At 41.6% G+C, this 16,496-nt stretch carries 19 protein-coding genes; 15 read left to right on the top strand and 4 right to left on the bottom strand.

The features are described 5' to 3' along the window. The first annotated feature begins 84 nt into the window (after nt 1-84). A complete protein-coding gene (hisC, locus tag AC4CU3_RS05345) occupies nt 85-1,176 on the top strand; it encodes a histidinol-phosphate transaminase (RefSeq protein ID WP_005400210.1) in 1,092 nt (363 codons plus the stop codon). Nucleotides 1,177-1,247: 71 nt separating this feature from the next. Here the strand turns inward: hisC and AC4CU3_RS05340 are convergent, their stop codons facing one another. Continuing rightward, on the bottom strand, nt 1,248-2,597 hold the full coding sequence (locus AC4CU3_RS05340) for an anthranilate synthase component I family protein (RefSeq protein WP_005400209.1): 1,350 nt from the start codon (nt 2,595-2,597) through the stop codon (nt 1,248-1,250). A 246-nt stretch (nt 2,598-2,843) separates the two neighbouring features. Further along, nucleotides 2,844-3,970 (bottom strand): IS3-like element ISAcsp5 family transposase gene (locus AC4CU3_RS05335; protein WP_490738461.1). Its coding sequence is split into 2 segments (ribosomal slippage): nt 2,844-3,712 and nt 3,712-3,970, totalling 1,128 coding nucleotides; the frame shifts between segments, so codons are not numbered across the junction. Between the two features lie 24 nt (nt 3,971-3,994). Between AC4CU3_RS05335 and AC4CU3_RS05330 the strand changes: the two genes are divergently transcribed. Further along, the gene (locus AC4CU3_RS05330; RefSeq protein WP_004282344.1) at nt 3,995-4,696 is read left to right on the top strand and encodes an IS1 family transposase; all 702 of its coding nucleotides are present in this window, start codon (nt 3,995-3,997) and stop codon (nt 4,694-4,696) included. 297 nt (nt 4,697-4,993) lie between these two features. Further along, nucleotides 4,994-5,377, top strand: a complete 384-nt coding sequence (locus tag AC4CU3_RS05325) for a hypothetical protein (protein ID WP_279042882.1) — start codon at nt 4,994-4,996, stop codon at nt 5,375-5,377. Between the two features lie 60 nt (nt 5,378-5,437). On the opposite strand, the gene AC4CU3_RS05320 is transcribed toward AC4CU3_RS05325, so the two are convergent. Continuing rightward, complete coding sequence (locus AC4CU3_RS05320) at nt 5,438-5,986, bottom strand: NUDIX hydrolase (RefSeq protein WP_010325974.1); 549 nt, start codon at nt 5,984-5,986, stop codon at nt 5,438-5,440. A gap of 123 nt (nt 5,987-6,109) precedes the next feature. On the opposite strand from AC4CU3_RS05320, the gene AC4CU3_RS05315 reads away from it, so the two are divergent. From AC4CU3_RS05315 to AC4CU3_RS05275, 9 genes are all read left to right on the top strand, one after another. Next, entirely contained in the window at nt 6,110-6,712 is a 603-nt protein-coding gene (locus AC4CU3_RS05315; RefSeq protein ID WP_005400206.1) for an NUDIX hydrolase, read from the top strand. A gap of 23 nt (nt 6,713-6,735) precedes the next feature. Continuing rightward, a complete protein-coding gene (locus AC4CU3_RS05310) occupies nt 6,736-7,266 on the top strand; it encodes a gamma carbonic anhydrase family protein (protein ID WP_005400205.1) in 531 nt (176 codons plus the stop codon). 128 nt (nt 7,267-7,394) lie between these two features. Further along, complete coding sequence (gene tsaB, locus AC4CU3_RS05305) at nt 7,395-8,060, top strand: tRNA (adenosine(37)-N6)-threonylcarbamoyltransferase complex dimerization subunit type 1 TsaB (protein ID WP_005400204.1); 666 nt, start codon at nt 7,395-7,397, stop codon at nt 8,058-8,060. 12 nt (nt 8,061-8,072) lie between these two features. Next, the gene (locus tag AC4CU3_RS05300) at nt 8,073-8,897 is read left to right on the top strand and encodes an undecaprenyl-diphosphate phosphatase (RefSeq protein WP_005400203.1); all 825 of its coding nucleotides are present in this window, start codon (nt 8,073-8,075) and stop codon (nt 8,895-8,897) included. After that, complete coding sequence (locus tag AC4CU3_RS05295) at nt 8,891-9,709, top strand: class I SAM-dependent methyltransferase (protein WP_419381117.1); 819 nt, start codon at nt 8,891-8,893, stop codon at nt 9,707-9,709. The genes AC4CU3_RS05300 and AC4CU3_RS05295 overlap by 7 nt, the downstream gene beginning before the upstream one ends. A 123-nt stretch (nt 9,710-9,832) precedes the next feature. Next, nucleotides 9,833-11,209, top strand: coding sequence for a C13 family peptidase (locus AC4CU3_RS05290; protein WP_201950125.1), 1,377 nt, complete (start codon nt 9,833-9,835; stop codon nt 11,207-11,209). 23 nt (nt 11,210-11,232) lie between these two features. Then, nucleotides 11,233-12,069, top strand: a complete 837-nt coding sequence (fghA, locus tag AC4CU3_RS05285) for an S-formylglutathione hydrolase (protein ID WP_279042872.1) — start codon at nt 11,233-11,235, stop codon at nt 12,067-12,069. Nucleotides 12,070-12,195: 126 nt separating this feature from the next. Next, a complete protein-coding gene (locus AC4CU3_RS05280) occupies nt 12,196-13,305 on the top strand; it encodes a YjgN family protein (protein WP_004694984.1) in 1,110 nt (369 codons plus the stop codon). 10 nt (nt 13,306-13,315) lie between these two features. After that, complete coding sequence (locus tag AC4CU3_RS05275) at nt 13,316-14,371, top strand: M48 family metallopeptidase (RefSeq protein WP_201950127.1); 1,056 nt, start codon at nt 13,316-13,318, stop codon at nt 14,369-14,371. Between the two features lie 17 nt (nt 14,372-14,388). On the opposite strand, the gene AC4CU3_RS05270 is transcribed toward AC4CU3_RS05275, so the two are convergent. Further along, complete coding sequence (locus tag AC4CU3_RS05270; RefSeq protein ID WP_004984216.1) at nt 14,389-14,664, bottom strand: DUF2218 domain-containing protein; 276 nt, start codon at nt 14,662-14,664, stop codon at nt 14,389-14,391. 178 nt (nt 14,665-14,842) lie between these two features. On the opposite strand from AC4CU3_RS05270, the gene rpe reads away from it, so the two are divergent. The 3 genes from rpe (at nt 14,843) to AC4CU3_RS05255 (ending at nt 16,434) form a co-directional block, all read left to right on the top strand. Continuing rightward, the gene (gene rpe, locus AC4CU3_RS05265) at nt 14,843-15,529 is read left to right on the top strand and encodes a ribulose-phosphate 3-epimerase (RefSeq protein ID WP_201950130.1); all 687 of its coding nucleotides are present in this window, start codon (nt 14,843-14,845) and stop codon (nt 15,527-15,529) included. A 431-nt stretch (nt 15,530-15,960) separates the two neighbouring features. Continuing rightward, on the top strand, nt 15,961-16,182 hold the full coding sequence (locus tag AC4CU3_RS05260) for a hypothetical protein (RefSeq protein ID WP_279042868.1): 222 nt from the start codon (nt 15,961-15,963) through the stop codon (nt 16,180-16,182). Next, nucleotides 16,183-16,434, top strand: a complete 252-nt coding sequence (locus AC4CU3_RS05255) for a hypothetical protein (RefSeq protein ID WP_279042866.1) — start codon at nt 16,183-16,185, stop codon at nt 16,432-16,434. The last annotated feature ends 62 nt before the right edge of the window (nt 16,435-16,496 follow it).

Genomic DNA, 16,496 nt, shown 5'->3' with positions numbered 1-16,496 from the left:
GGACATCATAAACCTCTCCCAAACCCTCTCCTAGAAGGAGAGGGCTTATATAAAAGTAAGTTGAGTGCATAAATGAGATAGACAATGTTTAACATTACTACAGAACAAATGCGTTTTTGGAGTCCTGAAGTACGTGCATTAGAACCGTATGTGCCAGGCGAACAACCGAAAATTCAAAATTTATTGAAGCTCAATACCAACGAAAACCCATATCCACCCTCACCAAAAGTGGTGGAAGCTGTTCAAGCAGTCTTGGCAAACTCAGCAGATGTACTGCGTTTATATCCAGATCCAGATGCTTCTGCGTTAAAGCAGGCGATTGCGAAACAACAAAATGTTGCTGTTGAAAATGTCTTTGTTGGCAATGGTTCAGATGAGGTCTTAGCGCATATTTTTAAAGCTTTTTTTGTGCAAAAGCTGCCTTTACTTTACCCTGATATTACCTATAGCTTCTATCCTGTTTATAGCCAATTCTTTGGGGTCAAAACCAAAATTTTACCACTCAATGATGACTTTGAAATTGTGGTGGATGACTATAAACAAGCCAATGGCGGCATTATTATCACCAATCCAAATGCACCAACCAGTATTGATATTGGTTTAGCTGCAATAGAAGCAGTGCTTCAGGCCAATCCAAATTCAGTGGTGGTGATTGATGAAGCTTATGTCGACTTTGGTGCTGAATCGGCAGTCAGTTTGGTGGAAAAATATGAGAACTTGGTGGTGTGCCAAACCACGTCTAAGTCTCGCTCACTGGCGGGTTTACGTGTTGGTTTTGCGATTGCTCAACCGCATTTGATTGCGGCACTTGAAGCGGTGAAGAATAGTTTTAACTCTTATCCAATGGACCGTTTTGCGATAGCTGCTGCGGTCGCTTCATTTGAAGATCAAGCTTATTTCGAAGCACAAAATCAAAAAGTAATTCAAAGCCGTGAACATTTGGTTGAACAATTGACCGCACTGGGCTTTAACGTTTTGCCATCAAGTGCCAACTTTATCTTTGCATCATTCCCTAGCAAAGATGCAGGTGAATTAGCGGCTGAATTACGTGAACAAGGCATTATTGTGCGTTATTTCAATAAACCGCGTATTAACCAGTTTTTACGTATCACGGTTGGAACTGATGAACAAAATCAACGCTTAGTCGATACATTGAAAAATGATATTTTAAAATAAACTTTCAACAGTTGTGATCTTTGAAAAGTGAACCTTCACTGATGTGAAGGTTCACTTTTTTATTTTGGTGGTTATTCAGCGTCCGTTTGCACAAAAGTATTGAGTAAATTAAGCAGTGCTGAGACCTTGTCAAAGCACTCTTGGTATTCAGCTTCACACTCTGATGCAATGGTAATTCCACCGCCAGCCCAAAGTGAAACCTCATCTTGGAATTTTTGAATGGAACGAATCAGAATGTTCCAAGAACCAGTACCATCGAAATTAAAATAACCCATTGAGCCACAGTACGCTCCACGTGGTGCACCTTCGAGTTCTTCAATAATCTGCATTGCTCGAATTTTAGGTGCACCTGTAATAGACCCGCCAGGTAGAGCAGAGAGCAGCACATGAAAGGGATGAACTTCTGCTTTAAGTGTTGCTTCGACTTCGCTGACCATATGATGGACTTGCTTAAAGCTTTCAATATTAAACAGTTTAGGTGTTTTGACTGAGCCCGTTTCTGCGTAAACGCTCAAGTCATTACGCAGTAGATCGACAATCATCACATTTTCAGCTTGGTCTTTTTCCGAAGCCATTAAGCGTTGTTTAGATTGTTCATCTAAGACTGGATCTGCAAAGCGCGGCATGGTGCCTTTAATCGGCTTGGTAATGATTTTTCGATGAGCTTGAAAATCAATAAACAACTCGGGTGAACAACTTAAGAGTTCAAAATCATCGATACGGAGATACCCCGAGTAAGGTGCATCGGTCAATTGCCAAAATGCTTCGACTGCACTTAGGAGTCGACCATGTGCCTTGGCTGTGAACTCTTGTGTCAGATTGATTTGATAGCAATCCCCAGCTTTGATGTATTCCTGTACTTGCTGAAAGGCTTGTTTGTATTCGGTTTTAGTCCAGCGTGCTTGGCAGATCGATGCGAGTTGGAGTGGATGGCTTAAGGCCGATGGCTGGAATAAATACGATTCAATTTTGCGATAAATGTGTTCAGCTTGTGAATCACTACTGCAAAATAGCCAGCCTGCATCAGTCCATTGTAGATAACTGCTGTATAAACCTAAAAATAGGCTTGGCTGTGGCTTAATTTGAACAGGAACGTGTTGCTGGGCGGCATAATCATAACTGACGAATCCAATGAGTCCGCCACTAAAAGATGCTTCTTTTTGTTCTGAGTTTGGCTGAATATTACTGGAAATGTCTATTTCTTTGTCATCGTGGATGTAACAAAAATCCTGAGTGCGTTGAAAGAAAAAGTGCTGGTTTTTTTGAAAAACTTGATAACGCTCGGGTAAAAAAGCAATGACAGGTGCATCGACATTTTGTAAATAGACTAACTGTGTGAGCTCATTCAATGCCTGTAGTATATGAGATACAGAGAGGCTTGAATCACAAATTATCTTTTTAAATGATTGGCTTAGAGTCATGCTAACGCAAATAGGATTAAAAAATTCAGGCTATTTTACCTCATTGTACGTGTACGCATAGAGGAAATACCGTTTATCGGTAAGCTATGGATTGCGACCAACAGCAGTTGATCAAAAAATCACTCGCATATAACTTAGTTCAGGCAATGAAGTCACTCAAGGATAGATCTTAATACTAATGTGGTTCCGTTAATTAGACCACTCAATTCAGTTTTATAAGTGATAAATCCGCTCTAAATATTTAAATTATGCTGCCATTACTTTTAGTAAATGTTGATCATAAAATTCATCCGGTGTTGCCTTATTCAAACTTGAATGAGGACGTATCGTGTTATAAAAATCCAAATATTCAGCAATTGATTGTTTCGCTTGTTTAACCGTATCGTAAGCCTTCAAATAGACTTCCTCATGCTTCACGCTGCGCCATAAACGCTCGATCATTACATTATCCATCCATCGTCCTTTCCCATCCATACTGATACGGATATTTCGCAATTTTAACTCATTCAAAAATGCCTCGCTTGTGAATTGACTGCCTTGGTCTGTATTAAACACCTCTGGACAACCATATTTCACAATTGCTTCTTGCAACGCATCTATGCAAAAGTCTGTTTCCATACTGATCGATACTCGATGAGCCAGTACTTTACGACTATGCCAATCTATAATTGCACACAGATAGACAAAGCCTTTAGCCATAGGAATGTACGTGATATCTGTACACCAGACTTGATTAGAGTGATCGATGACCATGTTTTTCAACAGATATGGGAAAATACGGTGTGCAAGATTAGGCTTACTGGTATTGGGTTTTGGATACAAAGCATGTATTCCCATCAAGCGCATTAAACGTCGGACTTTACGCCGACCTATTTGATGCCCTTGACGCTGTAGCATATCTCGTATCATTCGACTGCCCATAAATGGGTAGTCGAGATGAATTTCATCGATTAGACGCATCAAACTCAAATCAGTTGATGAAATCTCTTTGGGCTTGTAATACAACGTACTGCGATTGATTTGAATCAATTGCGATTGTTGTCGTACCGAAAGTTGATGGGTCTTATCGATCATTTTTTGCCGCTCAGCTGCCCTATTTTTCTGAGCGCACCTTCTAAAAAATCAATTTGCAATGCCTGATGTCCTATCTTGGCATGTAGAGCTTTGAGGTCAATCTCTGGTTCTTGTTGTGCTGTTGGTCGTGAAAAAATATTGACTGATTGCTCAAGCAGTTGATTTTTCCAATCGATGATTTGGTTTTGATGTAAGTCGAATTGAGTAGAAAGTTCAGCGAGTGTGTGGTCGCCTTTAATTGCTGCGAGAGCAACTTTAACTTTAGGTGGTGTATCAAAAAGTATGCTAAAAAAAAGCAGGTTGAATTTTGATAAAATAGAGAAATGCAAATAACTCTAGAAATCAAATGTCCAACCTGCCTCAGTGACAGTATAAAGAAAAATGGCATCAAAGTAGATGGGAAACAAAACTACCAATGCAAAGACTGCAAACGTCAGTTTATTGGTGACCATGCTCTGAGCTATCTAGGATGTAATTCTGGCATTACTCGTAAAATATTACAGTTAATGGTCAGAGGCAGCGGTATACGAGATATCGCTGAAGTTGAGCGCATTAGTATCGGTAAAGTCTTACGGACTTTAACTGAATCGGCCTATCAAATTCAGCCTAAACAAAGTCATTATGAATCTCTCGAAGTAGATGAATTCTGGACTTTTGTTGGAAATAAAAATAATAAACAATGGCTTATTTACGCCTACCATCGAGAAACAGGTGAGATTGTTGCTTATGTTTGGGGTAAGAGAGATTTAGCTACAGTCCAAAGGTTGAAGACAAAGCTTAAACAATTAGGTATTCACTACACCCGAATTGCAAGTGATCATTGGGACAGTTTCATCACTGCTTTTAAAAACTGCAAGCAAAGTATTGGTAAGTTTTTTACTGTAGGAATTGAAGGTAATAATTGCAAAATAAGGCATCGAATAAGGCGTGGTTTTAGAAGAAGTTGCAATTTCTCCAAAAAGCTTGAAAACCATTTTAAAGCCTTCGACTTAACCTTCTTTTACATCAATAATGGCTTCATTTAATGTCAGCATACTTTTTAAAACACCACCTAACTTTAAACTCTGCTGAATGATTACGACGTTTTCTTCGTGTCATGGTTGACTCCAAAAACAAGCATTTCCCATGCTTATTGGGGAGTAGATTATCACTTATAGGCGTGGTCTAAAATCCTATACCCACATCATGCAATTGATGAATCGGGTGATATTCGTACTGATATACAGTCCGCTAGTAATAAAACGACGGCGTGTACACCACTACTAACAACGGGTGCAACCTTAACGACAGATAACAATCAAGTACAGTACCGAATTGGAACATTGGGTGCGACAGATACTTCAAATAAAGCTGTAACCTTCCGTATCCTCTTGGCAAATCCTATCTTTGATAAAATTGATGGCGCAGTTATTGGTGCAAATACCAATATTGTGAGTGATGTGAATAGTGAAGGAAAACAGACCTCTACAGTGATTGGTGGGGCACGCGTTAATCTCGGTAATTTATTGTCTGCCAATGTTAATGAAAGTGCTTATATTTCCCTCAGTGATTTTTCTGGTGCAGGGGTAAAGTGGAGCAATATCTATAAAGCGTATTTGAATAACTATTATGAAAAAAATAGCATCGCCAATCGAGCGGCTGCGGACTTCCGTGAGGGTGAGGTTTCAATTGAAATTGCTGAATGCTATAAGGTGTTAGCAAAATAATATTGTTGTAAACACAAAAAAAGCCCATCATCGATGGGCTTTTTTTGATATTAGGCAACATTAACCTGTATGGTCTAAGCGTGTACCTAGGGTTTCGAGATGAAGATTAAATTGATTACTTTTACGGTCGGCAAAATAGTGACGTAAGGTATGTTCGACACTAGGGAAAGCCAGTTCTGACCAAGGAATTTCATCTTCTTCAAATAAACGACATTCAATGCTTTCTTCGCCAGCACCGAATTTTCCATCTACTAAGTTCGCTTTAAAGAGCACATAAATTTGACCAATACGCGGAATATTGTACATGCAATATAGCTGTTCAATTTCAACTTCCGCTTCAGCTTCTTCACGGGTTTCTCGTGCAGCACCTTGTTCCATGGTTTCAAACAACTCCATGTAACCTGCTGGTAAGGTCCATAGCCCATAACGTGGTTCAATGGCACGGCGGCATAACAATACTTTATTTTCCCAAAGTGCGAGTGCACCACAAATTACTTTAGGGTTCACATAATGAATAGAACTACAAGAGGTGCAAACACGACGCAATTGATGGTCGCCAAGAGGGATTTGTTCTGTTGTTTTTTGTCCGCAATTGCTGCAAAAGTCCATATTCATCATCAATGATAAAGTTCAGACTCAGCATAACTTAAAAATTAAATTTTGGCATCATTTCTCTTTTTTCAGTATCAAATTCAGCTATGATGAAAAAAAGAATGATGGGGACGACGTTCAATGGATGAACATTCATTAACACGCATACTGCAGCAACAGTTACGGTTTTCAAACAAAATTAAATCGGCAGATGCAGCTGTGTTAATCGCGATCACCAATGAAGACAATCCCAAAGTTTTACTGACCCGCCGCTCTGTTTACCTATCTAATCATGCTGGTGAAGTGTCTTTTCCTGGCGGAAAAAGAGATCCGCAAGATACCAGTAATATTGTGGTTGCCTTACGTGAAGCCTATGAAGAAACCGCATTGAATCCTTTTGATGTACAGCTGCTCGGTGATTTGCCGATGCAAAAGGCCCGCAATGGTATGCTGGTCAAACCTGTGGTCGGGCTGATTCCGCCTGAAGTTGAACTGGTTGCCCAGCCGACAGAAATTGATCGTATTTTCTTTGCGTCACTTAAACAGCTGATGGAAGTACCTGCGGTGCCTTATGAAGTTCGTTTTGCCCATCAATCTCTCTATTTTCCCAGTATGCGGGTGGAAAATGAAATTGTTTGGGGGCTGACAGCACGGATGTTGGTTGCATTATTTCAATATGGTTTAGGCTACCATAAAGAGTGGCCATTTTTAGTCAATTCACCGACTTTTCGGTTCCCAAAGTAAGTTGAGTATTTTAAGGAAAAAATATGTTGTACAAATTTAAAGGTCATTCCCCACAAGCAATGCATCAACCATGGAATGGTTGGATTGCGGAAAATGCCACAGTGATCGGTCAAGTCGAATTGGGGCAACAGGTTAGTATTTGGTTTGGGGTGGTCGTACGTGCAGACAATTGCAAAATTCGTTTAGGTGACTTTACCAATATTCAGGAAAATGCGGTTTTACATACAGATGCTGGGATTGAAATGAATATTGGCAATTATGTCACGATTGGGCATCAAGCCATGTTGCATGGTTGCACTGTGGGAGATAATAGTCTGATTGGGATTAATGCCGTAGTTTTAAACAATGCCGTGATTGGTAAAAATTGTATTATTGGCGCGAATGCGCTGATTCCTGAAGGGAAAGTCATTCCAGATAATTCTCTAGTTATGGGCTCACCGGGTAAAGTGGTCAAAACTTTGGATGAAACGGCTGAGGCTCGTTTGAAAATGAGTGCACTGCATTATGCAGAACACTTTAAACAATTTATCGATTTAGAGCCGGCACAGTTATAAGCTTATTTTTCCCATTCAGCCTAGATTTCTCTAGGCTTTTTTAGTTCTGTTCTGAGAACATCTCGCCTAGTGCTTTTGAGTGGAGTATCATAGCCACGTTTTTATAGATTAAATCATTAAGGTTGTGCATGAAAGTGCTGGCATTGGAATCTGCAAATGAGCAGTGTTCCGTCTCTATTGTAGATGAAAATAAAGAACTTTTTTTCCAATTGGATACGCGCGCAAAAGCACAAACGCAAACGATTCTCCCAATGATTGAACAAGGGTTTTTACAGTTGGATATAAAGACAGAAGATTTGTCTTGTATCGCTTTTAGTCGTGGTCCTGGTTCTTTTAGCGGCGTTCGTATTAATGCTGCCGTGGCTCAAGCTTTGGCATGGTCGCATGATTTGCCTGTGGTTCCTGTCTCAACCTTACAAGCGCTCGCACAAGCCGCATATCGCGTGCATGGTCTAACCACAGTCACCGCAGTTTTAGATGCTCGTATGAGTGAAGTCTATATTGCGAGTTTTCAATTAGATACGGACGGCATCATGCAAGCCGTCGATGAAGAACAGCTTTTAAGCTATGCAGCAGCTACTGAATGTGCACCGTTTACTTTAGTTGGTTCAGGTGCAACCTTAATTGATCCATCACAAATACAATACAAAGATTTAAGTGCAACTGCGCAAGATATTGCCACAATTGCGCGCAAGAATGCACAGCAACAACACTGGGTGAGTGCTGAACTTGCACTTCCAGTCTATTTACGTGATAACGCTTGGAAAAAAATCCCGGAACAGGGCAAAGCATAATTAGGGTTTTTTATGGATCTTTTACTGCTGCTCAAAGCGGCAATTATGGGTATTGTTGAAGGTATTACTGAATTCTTACCCATTTCGAGTACTGGACATTTAATTTTAGCTTCAGAACTCATGAATTTCTGGACCAAAGAAAAAAGTGATGTCTTTGTGATCGCCATTCAAATGGGGGCAATTGCAGCCGTCATTTATGAATATTGGGCACGTTTGTGGGGAGCAGCAACGGGGATTTTTAGTGGTGAACCCCAAGGTCGGCGTCTTGGGATTGGGCTAATTTTAGCGTCGATTCCTATTGTGCTGATTGGTCTGACATTTGGTCAAACGGTGAAAGAGCTTTTATTTAATGATATTGCCATTGCCATTGGTTTGATTGTAGGTGGCTTGATTATTATTTGGATTGAAAAGCATCCACCACAAGAGCGCGTCCATGAAGTTGAAGACCTGAGTATCAAAGATGCGATTTGGATTGGTCTGATTCAAGTACTGTCTTTAATTCCAGGGACATCACGTTCAGGGGCAACCATTATTGGTGCGATGTTTTTAGGTGTATCGCGCAAAGCAGCCACTGAGTTTTCATTCTTCTTGGGTATTCCAGTAATTATTGGTGCGGGTCTTTTAGATTTATACCAAAGCGCACATGTGTTTGACGGACAACAAGATTGGATCGTATTGGCAACAGGCATTATTGTTTCTTTTATCTCGGCTTTACTGTTGATTCGTGCTTTAGTCGCTTATGTGGCGAAGCGTGATTTCATGATTTTTGCATGGTATCGCATCGCTTCAGGCTTAGTGATTCTACTGTTTGCCTTTACGGGTTGGAAGTTATGGTAGGCCCAATGCGCTTATATGTGGAACAAGAGCATTTAGAAAAAGCACAGCACTATGTTGCTGTGCTTTTTTCTCGCGGTGTCGAGGTCAGCATCGAAGTCGCCGAAAAGTTAAATGCACGTTTCTTCCGTTTTCATCCTGAACTGGGTCTGTGTGCCGATGCCGATGGGCTTTGGCTTTGTGCCAATGGCATGAAAATGCAGCCGGATTGGAAAGCTGAAGTTCCACGTTTAAAGCGTGCGTCGTTAAAGTCTGAAATGATTGCTCGTGCTTGCTACTTGACTGAAAAACCTAAGCTCATTGATGCAACGGCAGGGCTTGGGCATGATTCACTGCTCATGGCATATTTGGGCGCCAATGTCACTTTGGTAGAACGCCATCCCATTTTATTCACCTTGTTAGAGTCAAGTAAGGAACAGGCTTTGCAGGATGCATTTTTAAACCCTGTGGTGACTCGAATTCACTTGGTTTTTTCAGATTCCGCACAGTATCTGCAGCAACAAGCAGAGCAGGGCAATACGGTCGATGTGGTTTATCTAGATCCGATGTTTCCGCAACGGGATCAAAATCAGCAAGCGGTGAAAAAACAGGCACAAGTGAAAAAGCAAATGCAACTTTTACATATGTTATTGCCTGAAGATGGTGAGATGGATTTGGGCGATAATCTGCTTGGCTTAGCGCAAAAAGTGGCAAAACGGGTGGTGGTCAAACGTCCTCGCTTGGCCGTATTTTTGGCAAATCAAGAAACTACTCATCAGTGGCTGGGGGATGCATGCCGTTTTGATGCCTATTTTCAGCATGAACGCTTAGACTGAAGTGGAAGACTGCTTCAAAAGTATGCAAAGATTTGTTATATAGTTAAAAACATCATTGATAAAATGCTGATCAAGCATAAACTTAGTGTGTCCCTACGCAAGTCACAATTTAATTAGAATCTTATGATCGACTTCAAACCCTCCATCAACTTTTGGCATGATTTTAAAAGCAACCAAACTGCGGGGATGTGGTTGTTTCTAGGTTCACGACGCTCTTTGCAAATTGTCCATCCTTCGATTATGCAGCTCATTTTTTGGGGGATTTTAGGTGGCTCAGCCAATACTTTATTTAGCTGGTTGAGCGCAGGAGAGATCGGTGACTTTAACCCACAAGGTTTGGTTAGTTACGCACTTTGGCCTTTCATTGCCCTGATTGTCGGGATTTTTCTGTCTCAACGGGTGAATAATCCGCGTTTGATGTTGGTACCAGCACTGCTCTGGTTGGTGTTGGATACGCATATCGCGTTATTACAAAGTTTTATCCAATATTTAGGCATGGTTGATGTCCTGCCGTATTTCTTCTACGACTACCTGCCGAATGTATTCATGGTATTGTTTGTCTGGCAGAGTTTGGCTGTGGTGTGGGTGTTTTCGCGTGAGCTGAAATGGCCTTGGTGGGAGCGTGCCCTGATTGTCTTGGCCACGCTGTTTACCCTTGTGGTTTGGCAAATGTCAGTGACCAGTCAGCCGATTTGGAAAGTAGAAGAAACGCCACCAACCTTTGCAGAAGATGCCTTCTATGCACAAAGTCGCTTACTCAATAAAGCACTAGAGTCCGTGCAATATGGCGAATTTGCCCAGTCACATTGGTATTTCCTTGGGGTGGCGGGAGCGAGTTATCAAGATGTATTCCGTTCGGAAGTCGAGCGAATAAAAGAACAGTTCGATACGCGTTTTGGTACGTTGGGCCGTTCGATGATGTTGGTGAATAACCCTGCTACACGAACAGAAATTCCGATTGCCTCTAAACACAGTATTGAAATGGCGCTGCGTCGTATGGGACAGCAGATGAACCGTGAAAGCGATGTGTTATTTTTATATATGACTTCGCATGGTTTACCGAACCAATTCGAAATGGAAAATGCACCTTTAGACTTAACTCAGGTCGACCCGAAATGGTTACGCGAAACCTTAGATGCATCGGGTATTCGCTGGCGTGTGATTGTTATTTCATCGTGCTTCTCTGGAAGCTTTGTACCAGCACTGCAAAATGACAATACTTTGATCATTACCGCTTCGGCAGCAGACCGTCAGTCTTTTGGTTGTACCAATGAAGCAGATTATACTTATTTTGGTCGGGCGTTTTTTGATCAAGCAATGCGTGAACAAAACAGTATAGAAACGGCGTTTAGCCAAGCACAAAAGACTGTGAGCCAATGGGAAACAGCACAAGGTTTTGAACCGTCTGAACCACAGTGGTCGATGGGTAAAAATATGGAGCTGATGCTTCCTCAACTTGAACAGCGCTTGTTTCCACCTAAAGCTGTTGCAAACCCTTAATTTGGATCTAAAAAGGAACCCTGATGGAATTAGTACAATCTAACCGTAGTTTTGATGGTGAACAGCGTATTTACCGATTTAATTCCATCAGCCTTCAAGGCGAGAGTAAGTTCGGCATTTATTTGCCGGCTCAAGCGCTAGCAGGGCAAGCGTGCCCAACATTATTTTATTTGGCAGGTTTAACCTGTACCGAAGAAACCTTTGCTATTAAAGCGCATGCGCAGCGTTTAGCAGCACAGCTAGGTCTGATTTTGGTAACGCCTGATACTTCTCCTCGTGGTGAACAGGTTGCGCAAGGTGATCATTGGGATATTGGGCAAGGGGCAGGTTTTTATATTAATGCCACCCAAGCGCCGTGGGCTGAGCATTTCCAGATGGAAAGCTATGTTGTTGAAGAGTTGTATGATTTAGTGATTCAGCAATTTGCTGTACAAGCAGAGCGTATTGGTATTTTCGGGCACAGCATGGGCGGTCATGGCGCTTTAACCTTGGCCTTGAAATATCCTGAGAAGTTTAAGTCGGTGTCTGCATTTGCTCCGATTTGCGCACCCAGCCAATGTCCTTGGGGCGAAAAAGCGTTTTCAAACTATTTAGGTTCAGATCAAGCTGAGTGGCTGAAACATGATGCAACCGCTTTGGTCCAAACAAAAACAGCTCATTTTGCCGATATTTTAATTGATCAGGGTTTGAGTGATCAGTTTTATAGCCAGCTCAGTCCTGCATTATTTCAGCAAGCCTGTCAGGCTGCGGGCCAGCCACTGACGCTTCGCGAACATGCAGGCTATGACCATGGTTATTATTTTATTCAAAGTTTTATTGATGATCACCTGCAGTTTCATGCCGTACAGCTCGAAGCTTAAATCTTGATTTGTCGTATTTATTCTTAATTTTTGACTAGAAATCATCCAGCACTGGCATTAACATGGTTGGGTGATTGATTTTTTGTTCTTGAAAAATAAAACAGTAAAATAATAGATAGGGTATACATGCAAAATTCAGAGGCATCTTTGCCACCTGTAGAGGCTTCTTTTGAAGCAAGCTGGCCACCTCCACCAGCCGTTCCCACGGATGAGCCAAACGCCTATTTGGGACAGACCTTTCGTTTCCAATTCCGTGGTAATGCCCGTGAGTACTTTGGCATTTGGATTGTGAATATCTTATTGACCATTGTTACCTTCAGTTTATATGCGCCTTGGGCGAAGGTTAGACGCTTACGCTATTTTTATGGCAACACGGTGTTTTATCGCCGCAAGTTTGATTTTACGGGTGTACCTACACGTATCCTGATTGGTCGAATTATTGCTTTGGGCGTGTACTTTGGCGCTTCAGCTTTGGCTCAGGTATCTTGGCAAGCTTCTTTAATTGGTTTCCTCATCATCTTTTTATTGGTTCCGTGGTTGGTGCGTTCAACCATTCGTTTCCGAGCGCGGAACAGTAAATTTGGCAATAGCCGCTTTTATTTTACAGGCACAACCAAAGAAGCCTATATCTTGGCGCTGAAAGGCATTTTGATTTACATCTTTACCCTCGGGATCTTTTTCCCAGTGCTGTTTTGGTATTTTAAAAAATACACGCTGGATAATTTACAACTCGGGCAATTACGTTTTGAGTTACATGCCGATTGGCCTGACTATATGCGTGCTATGTACGTCCCTGTGTTTTTGTTTATTGGAATTGTCTTTGTTTTAGGATTATTCGTTGCCTTCACTCTTCAAGTTGGGAGCAGTTCTCCAACCCAGTTTGGGATCATCGTGGCGGTGATTTATATGATTGCTGCTTTTATGATTTGGCCGTTGATGATGGCGCGTATTTTTATTACCACATGGAATAAAGCCACGCTGGGGCGTAGTCCTTTCCAAACGGACTGCGGTCAGATGCATTATGCATGGATCGTGATGACCAACTGGATTTTAAAAATCCTCTCGCTCGGTTTGTTATCTGCATGGGCTGCGGTGCGTTTGTATCAGTATCAAATTGAGTCATTAACTTTAACCCTAAAAAATGATCCAGATCGTATGTACAATTTGGCTCAAGATGACCCGAATGCTATTGCTGAAGAGCTGAGTGATATTTTTGACATCGATATTTCGCTGTAACGAGGCTTAAATGCAGGAACAAAACATCACCTTTTACGATGGGCAGATTTCTAAGCCTTATCCAGCCACGATTGCACCGATAGACCGAGAAACGGTGTTGATCTGTTATAACCAGCAGCAGCGTCGTTATTACTATGCCGATATGCAGTTGATTGGGGCATTGGGGCAGATTCAACCTGTGATTGAGTTGAAAGATGATGCACGGATTGAATTTCCACAAGCATTGCCTGACTGGTTTGAGCTGAACAAAAAGCATGTACAGCATTCGATTTGGAAATTAGAACGCTCACCAAGTCTCATCTTATTTAGTGTGGTGTTTGTTGCCGCTTTTATCTTTGCCATTTTAAGATGGGGTATTCCAAGCGCAGCACATTATGTCGCGATGCAACTACCTGCCGATACCATCTATAAACTCGGCGATGAAGCGCAAGAACAAGTGTTTAAGCTGACGGGACCTTCGACTGTCCCTCTTGCACGTCAAAAACAAATCATGCAAAGCTATCAAGACCTTGTTGCCAATGGGCAACCTGCCAAAGTATTGTTTCGTGCAGGTGGACAAATTGGAACGAATGCTTTAGCGCTGCCAAACAACACCATTATTCTGACCGATGAACTGGTTAATTTAGCTAAAGATGATCATGAAATTATTGGGGTTTTAGCACATGAGCAAGGGCACTTGGTCGAGCGACATAGCTTACAGCAAGCCTTATCCAGTTTAGGTTTTAGTGTGCTATTGATTGCGGTGACGGGGGACAGTTCGGCCTTATTTACAACTTTGCCCGTGGCTTTGGTTGGTGCCAGTTATTCACGCAATTTTGAAAGTGATGCGGACTTGTATGCCATGCAAGTGCTGGATAAAAACCATATCTCCAGCTTACATTTGGCAAACTTTTTAGCACGTATGGAAGATGATGCACGTGCCGAAGAGGAAGAAAAGCAGCCGCAAGGGAAGTCCGAAGAAGAGGAGGACGGTGGCATTGGTTCATTTTTCCAAAGTCACCCTGCGACCCAAGAGCGTATTGCAGCTATTCGCCAATTTAACCAACAGCAACGGTTATCAAACTAATTCATTCAGCCGTTGACTTAAACTTGTGTCCATGTTGCTGTGAGTGGCGTTTGTCCCATACGGATCAGGTGGTCTAAGACCACGTGTTCTAAGTGACTCAATTTTTCTTCACTCGCCTCAATGCTGACATGTAAATGTTCGGCTTGAGGGCTTAACAGTACCCGTGCTTCAGGCATGATAATGGTAAAACTACTGGGTTCTTGTTCGATTTCAAACTTATGTTTCCAGTGATTCACCAGTCGTTTTGCAATTCGAGCCGCATCTGTCGTGACAATATCCGCAGTACTTTTCATATTTACCTCGTCGATTGATCATTTACCATAGCAGTTTCAAGCCAAATGAAAAGTTGAATGTTGCAACGCTACGTTGCAAATTTAGAAAGCTTAGCGCTTTCTTTTTTCACAAGTCCCAGTTCAAAAGCTGAATTTGCTATAATGCGTTCATTCCCTTTTGTATAAGCCAGGTACACGCATGTCCAAGCCTTATTTAATTGCACCATCTATTCTCTCTGCTGACTTTGCTCGTTTAGGTGAAGACGTTGAACATGTACTTGCAGCAGGTGCAGACGTGGTTCACTTTGATGTGATGGATAACCACTATGTGCCAAATCTGACTTTTGGTGCGGGTATTTGTAAGGCTCTCAAGAACTATGGCATCAAAGCCCCAATTGATGTGCATTTGATGGTCAAGCCTGTCGATCGCATGATTGGTGACTTCTTAGAAGCAGGCGCGGACATTATTACCTTTCATCCAGAAGCCTCTGACCATATTGACCGTTCTTTACAGTTGATTAAATCAGGCGGTGCAAAAGCGGGTTTGGTCTTTAACCCAGCAACGCCGTTATATTATTTAGATTATGTGCTCGATAAAGTCGATCAAATTTTGTTGATGAGTGTGAACCCTGGTTTCGGCGGTCAAAAGTTTATTCCGATGACTTTAGACAAACTACGTGAAGCACGCAAAATTATTGATGCTTCAGGGCGTGATATTCGTTTAGAAGTGGATGGTGGTGTGTCACCTGCAAATATTCGCGAGATTGCAGAAGCGGGTGCAGATATGTTTGTTGCTGGTTCAGCTATTTTTGGAAAACCAGATTATAAAGCTGTGATTGATGATATGCGTGCAGAGCTTGCAAAAGTCGGTGCGGTAAAGGTTTAAGCTCATAGGTATAAATACTATGCGTTCTGTGGATAACTTTATGGATAAACTGGTGGATATCTATGTTGATAACGATATGGATAACTTGATTAATATTCAAACGTTTACACAGCAATGGTTTAGTATTTAGACGTTAAATGTATAAAAAGGACTCATTTGAGTCCTTTTTTATGGTGTGAAAGCCTGATTCTTACTGATGCTTTATTCATCTTTACTTAAAAATAGCACTGTTTAAAAAATAACTTTATTGTTTAAGTGTGCGTAGTGGCTAAACCGTCGCAGTAATTGAATTTAAATTTATAAACTTGTGTATAAACTATTCTTTGCTTATCCTGTAGATTGGGATCAGCAACAAAAGCTTAGGCATTTACATGCACAGAACGTTTTGTTGCGTTGAAATATCATTCTTCACTGACTAAATAGGATTGATTGTGCGTTCACTGCTCAAGACACATTCTTGGTTTGTCTTACTCATTACCTTGGTAATGGGGTGGAGTGGTATTGCCCAAGCTTCGGCAGCGCCGATGCATCAAATGATGCAGCTGAGTATGCAGGCTGCAACCAGTGAGCAAAGTTCTGCGCATGCAACAGGTATGCAAAGCATGCCCGACTGTCATCAAACGAAATCATCGAGTCCAGTCTCTGGACATTAAATGCATATGGCTCAGACCGACATAACAGCGAAGAGCAATTGTCATGCCTCGGATATGCTGCAAAATAAGCAAGTTCAGTGTCAGGAGTGTGCACAGTATCACTGCCAAACGACGCTGACGCTTTTAGACGTTGAACCGCTTGCAGTGGTTCAGCTTGAAGCCGCTTTAGTACAATCATCCCCCCATTTTCGTTATCAAGCTCAACATTTAGTGGGCTATTGGCAAGAAATTCTACGTCCTCCTAAAGCCTAATCCTGATTTTTAAAACTTTATTTTTAAAATTATTAGGATTTAGTCATGTCTATTCAATTTAA

It is taken from the genome of Acinetobacter sp. 802_lipA (genome assembly GCF_058242885.1).
The sequence above is the reverse complement of the archived record's forward strand: the minus strand, read 5'-3'. Positions and strand labels throughout refer to the sequence as shown.

What these genes read in the sequence shown, in the direction of transcription:
- AC4CU3_RS05310 (WP_005400205.1), top strand. Translation starts at nt 6,736, where the DNA reads ATGTTGTACAAATTTAAAGGTCATTCCCCACAAGCAATGCATCAACCA.
- AC4CU3_RS05290 (WP_201950125.1), top strand. Translation starts at nt 9,833, where the DNA reads ATGATCGACTTCAAACCCTCCATCAACTTTTGGCATGATTTTAAAAGC.
- AC4CU3_RS05300 (WP_005400203.1), top strand. Translation starts at nt 8,073, where the DNA reads ATGGATCTTTTACTGCTGCTCAAAGCGGCAATTATGGGTATTGTTGAA.
- AC4CU3_RS05315 (WP_005400206.1), top strand. Translation starts at nt 6,110, where the DNA reads ATGGATGAACATTCATTAACACGCATACTGCAGCAACAGTTACGGTTT.
- AC4CU3_RS05275 (WP_201950127.1), top strand. Translation starts at nt 13,316, where the DNA reads ATGCAGGAACAAAACATCACCTTTTACGATGGGCAGATTTCTAAGCCT.
- AC4CU3_RS05340 (WP_005400209.1), bottom strand. Translation starts at nt 2,597, where the DNA reads ATGACTCTAAGCCAATCATTTAAAAAGATAATTTGTGATTCAAGCCTC.
- AC4CU3_RS05295 (WP_419381117.1), top strand. Translation starts at nt 8,891, where the DNA reads ATGGTAGGCCCAATGCGCTTATATGTGGAACAAGAGCATTTAGAAAAA.
- AC4CU3_RS05270 (WP_004984216.1), bottom strand. Translation starts at nt 14,664, where the DNA reads ATGAAAAGTACTGCGGATATTGTCACGACAGATGCGGCTCGAATTGCA.
- AC4CU3_RS05280 (WP_004694984.1), top strand. Translation starts at nt 12,196, where the DNA reads ATGCAAAATTCAGAGGCATCTTTGCCACCTGTAGAGGCTTCTTTTGAA.
- AC4CU3_RS05320 (WP_010325974.1), bottom strand. Translation starts at nt 5,986, where the DNA reads ATGGACTTTTGCAGCAATTGCGGACAAAAAACAACAGAACAAATCCCT.
- fghA (WP_279042872.1), top strand. Translation starts at nt 11,233, where the DNA reads ATGGAATTAGTACAATCTAACCGTAGTTTTGATGGTGAACAGCGTATT.
- AC4CU3_RS05255 (WP_279042866.1), top strand. Translation starts at nt 16,183, where the DNA reads ATGCATATGGCTCAGACCGACATAACAGCGAAGAGCAATTGTCATGCC.
- AC4CU3_RS05330 (WP_004282344.1), top strand. Translation starts at nt 3,995, where the DNA reads ATGCAAATAACTCTAGAAATCAAATGTCCAACCTGCCTCAGTGACAGT.
- rpe (WP_201950130.1), top strand. Translation starts at nt 14,843, where the DNA reads ATGTCCAAGCCTTATTTAATTGCACCATCTATTCTCTCTGCTGACTTT.
- hisC (WP_005400210.1), top strand. Translation starts at nt 85, where the DNA reads ATGTTTAACATTACTACAGAACAAATGCGTTTTTGGAGTCCTGAAGTA.
- tsaB (WP_005400204.1), top strand. Translation starts at nt 7,395, where the DNA reads ATGAAAGTGCTGGCATTGGAATCTGCAAATGAGCAGTGTTCCGTCTCT.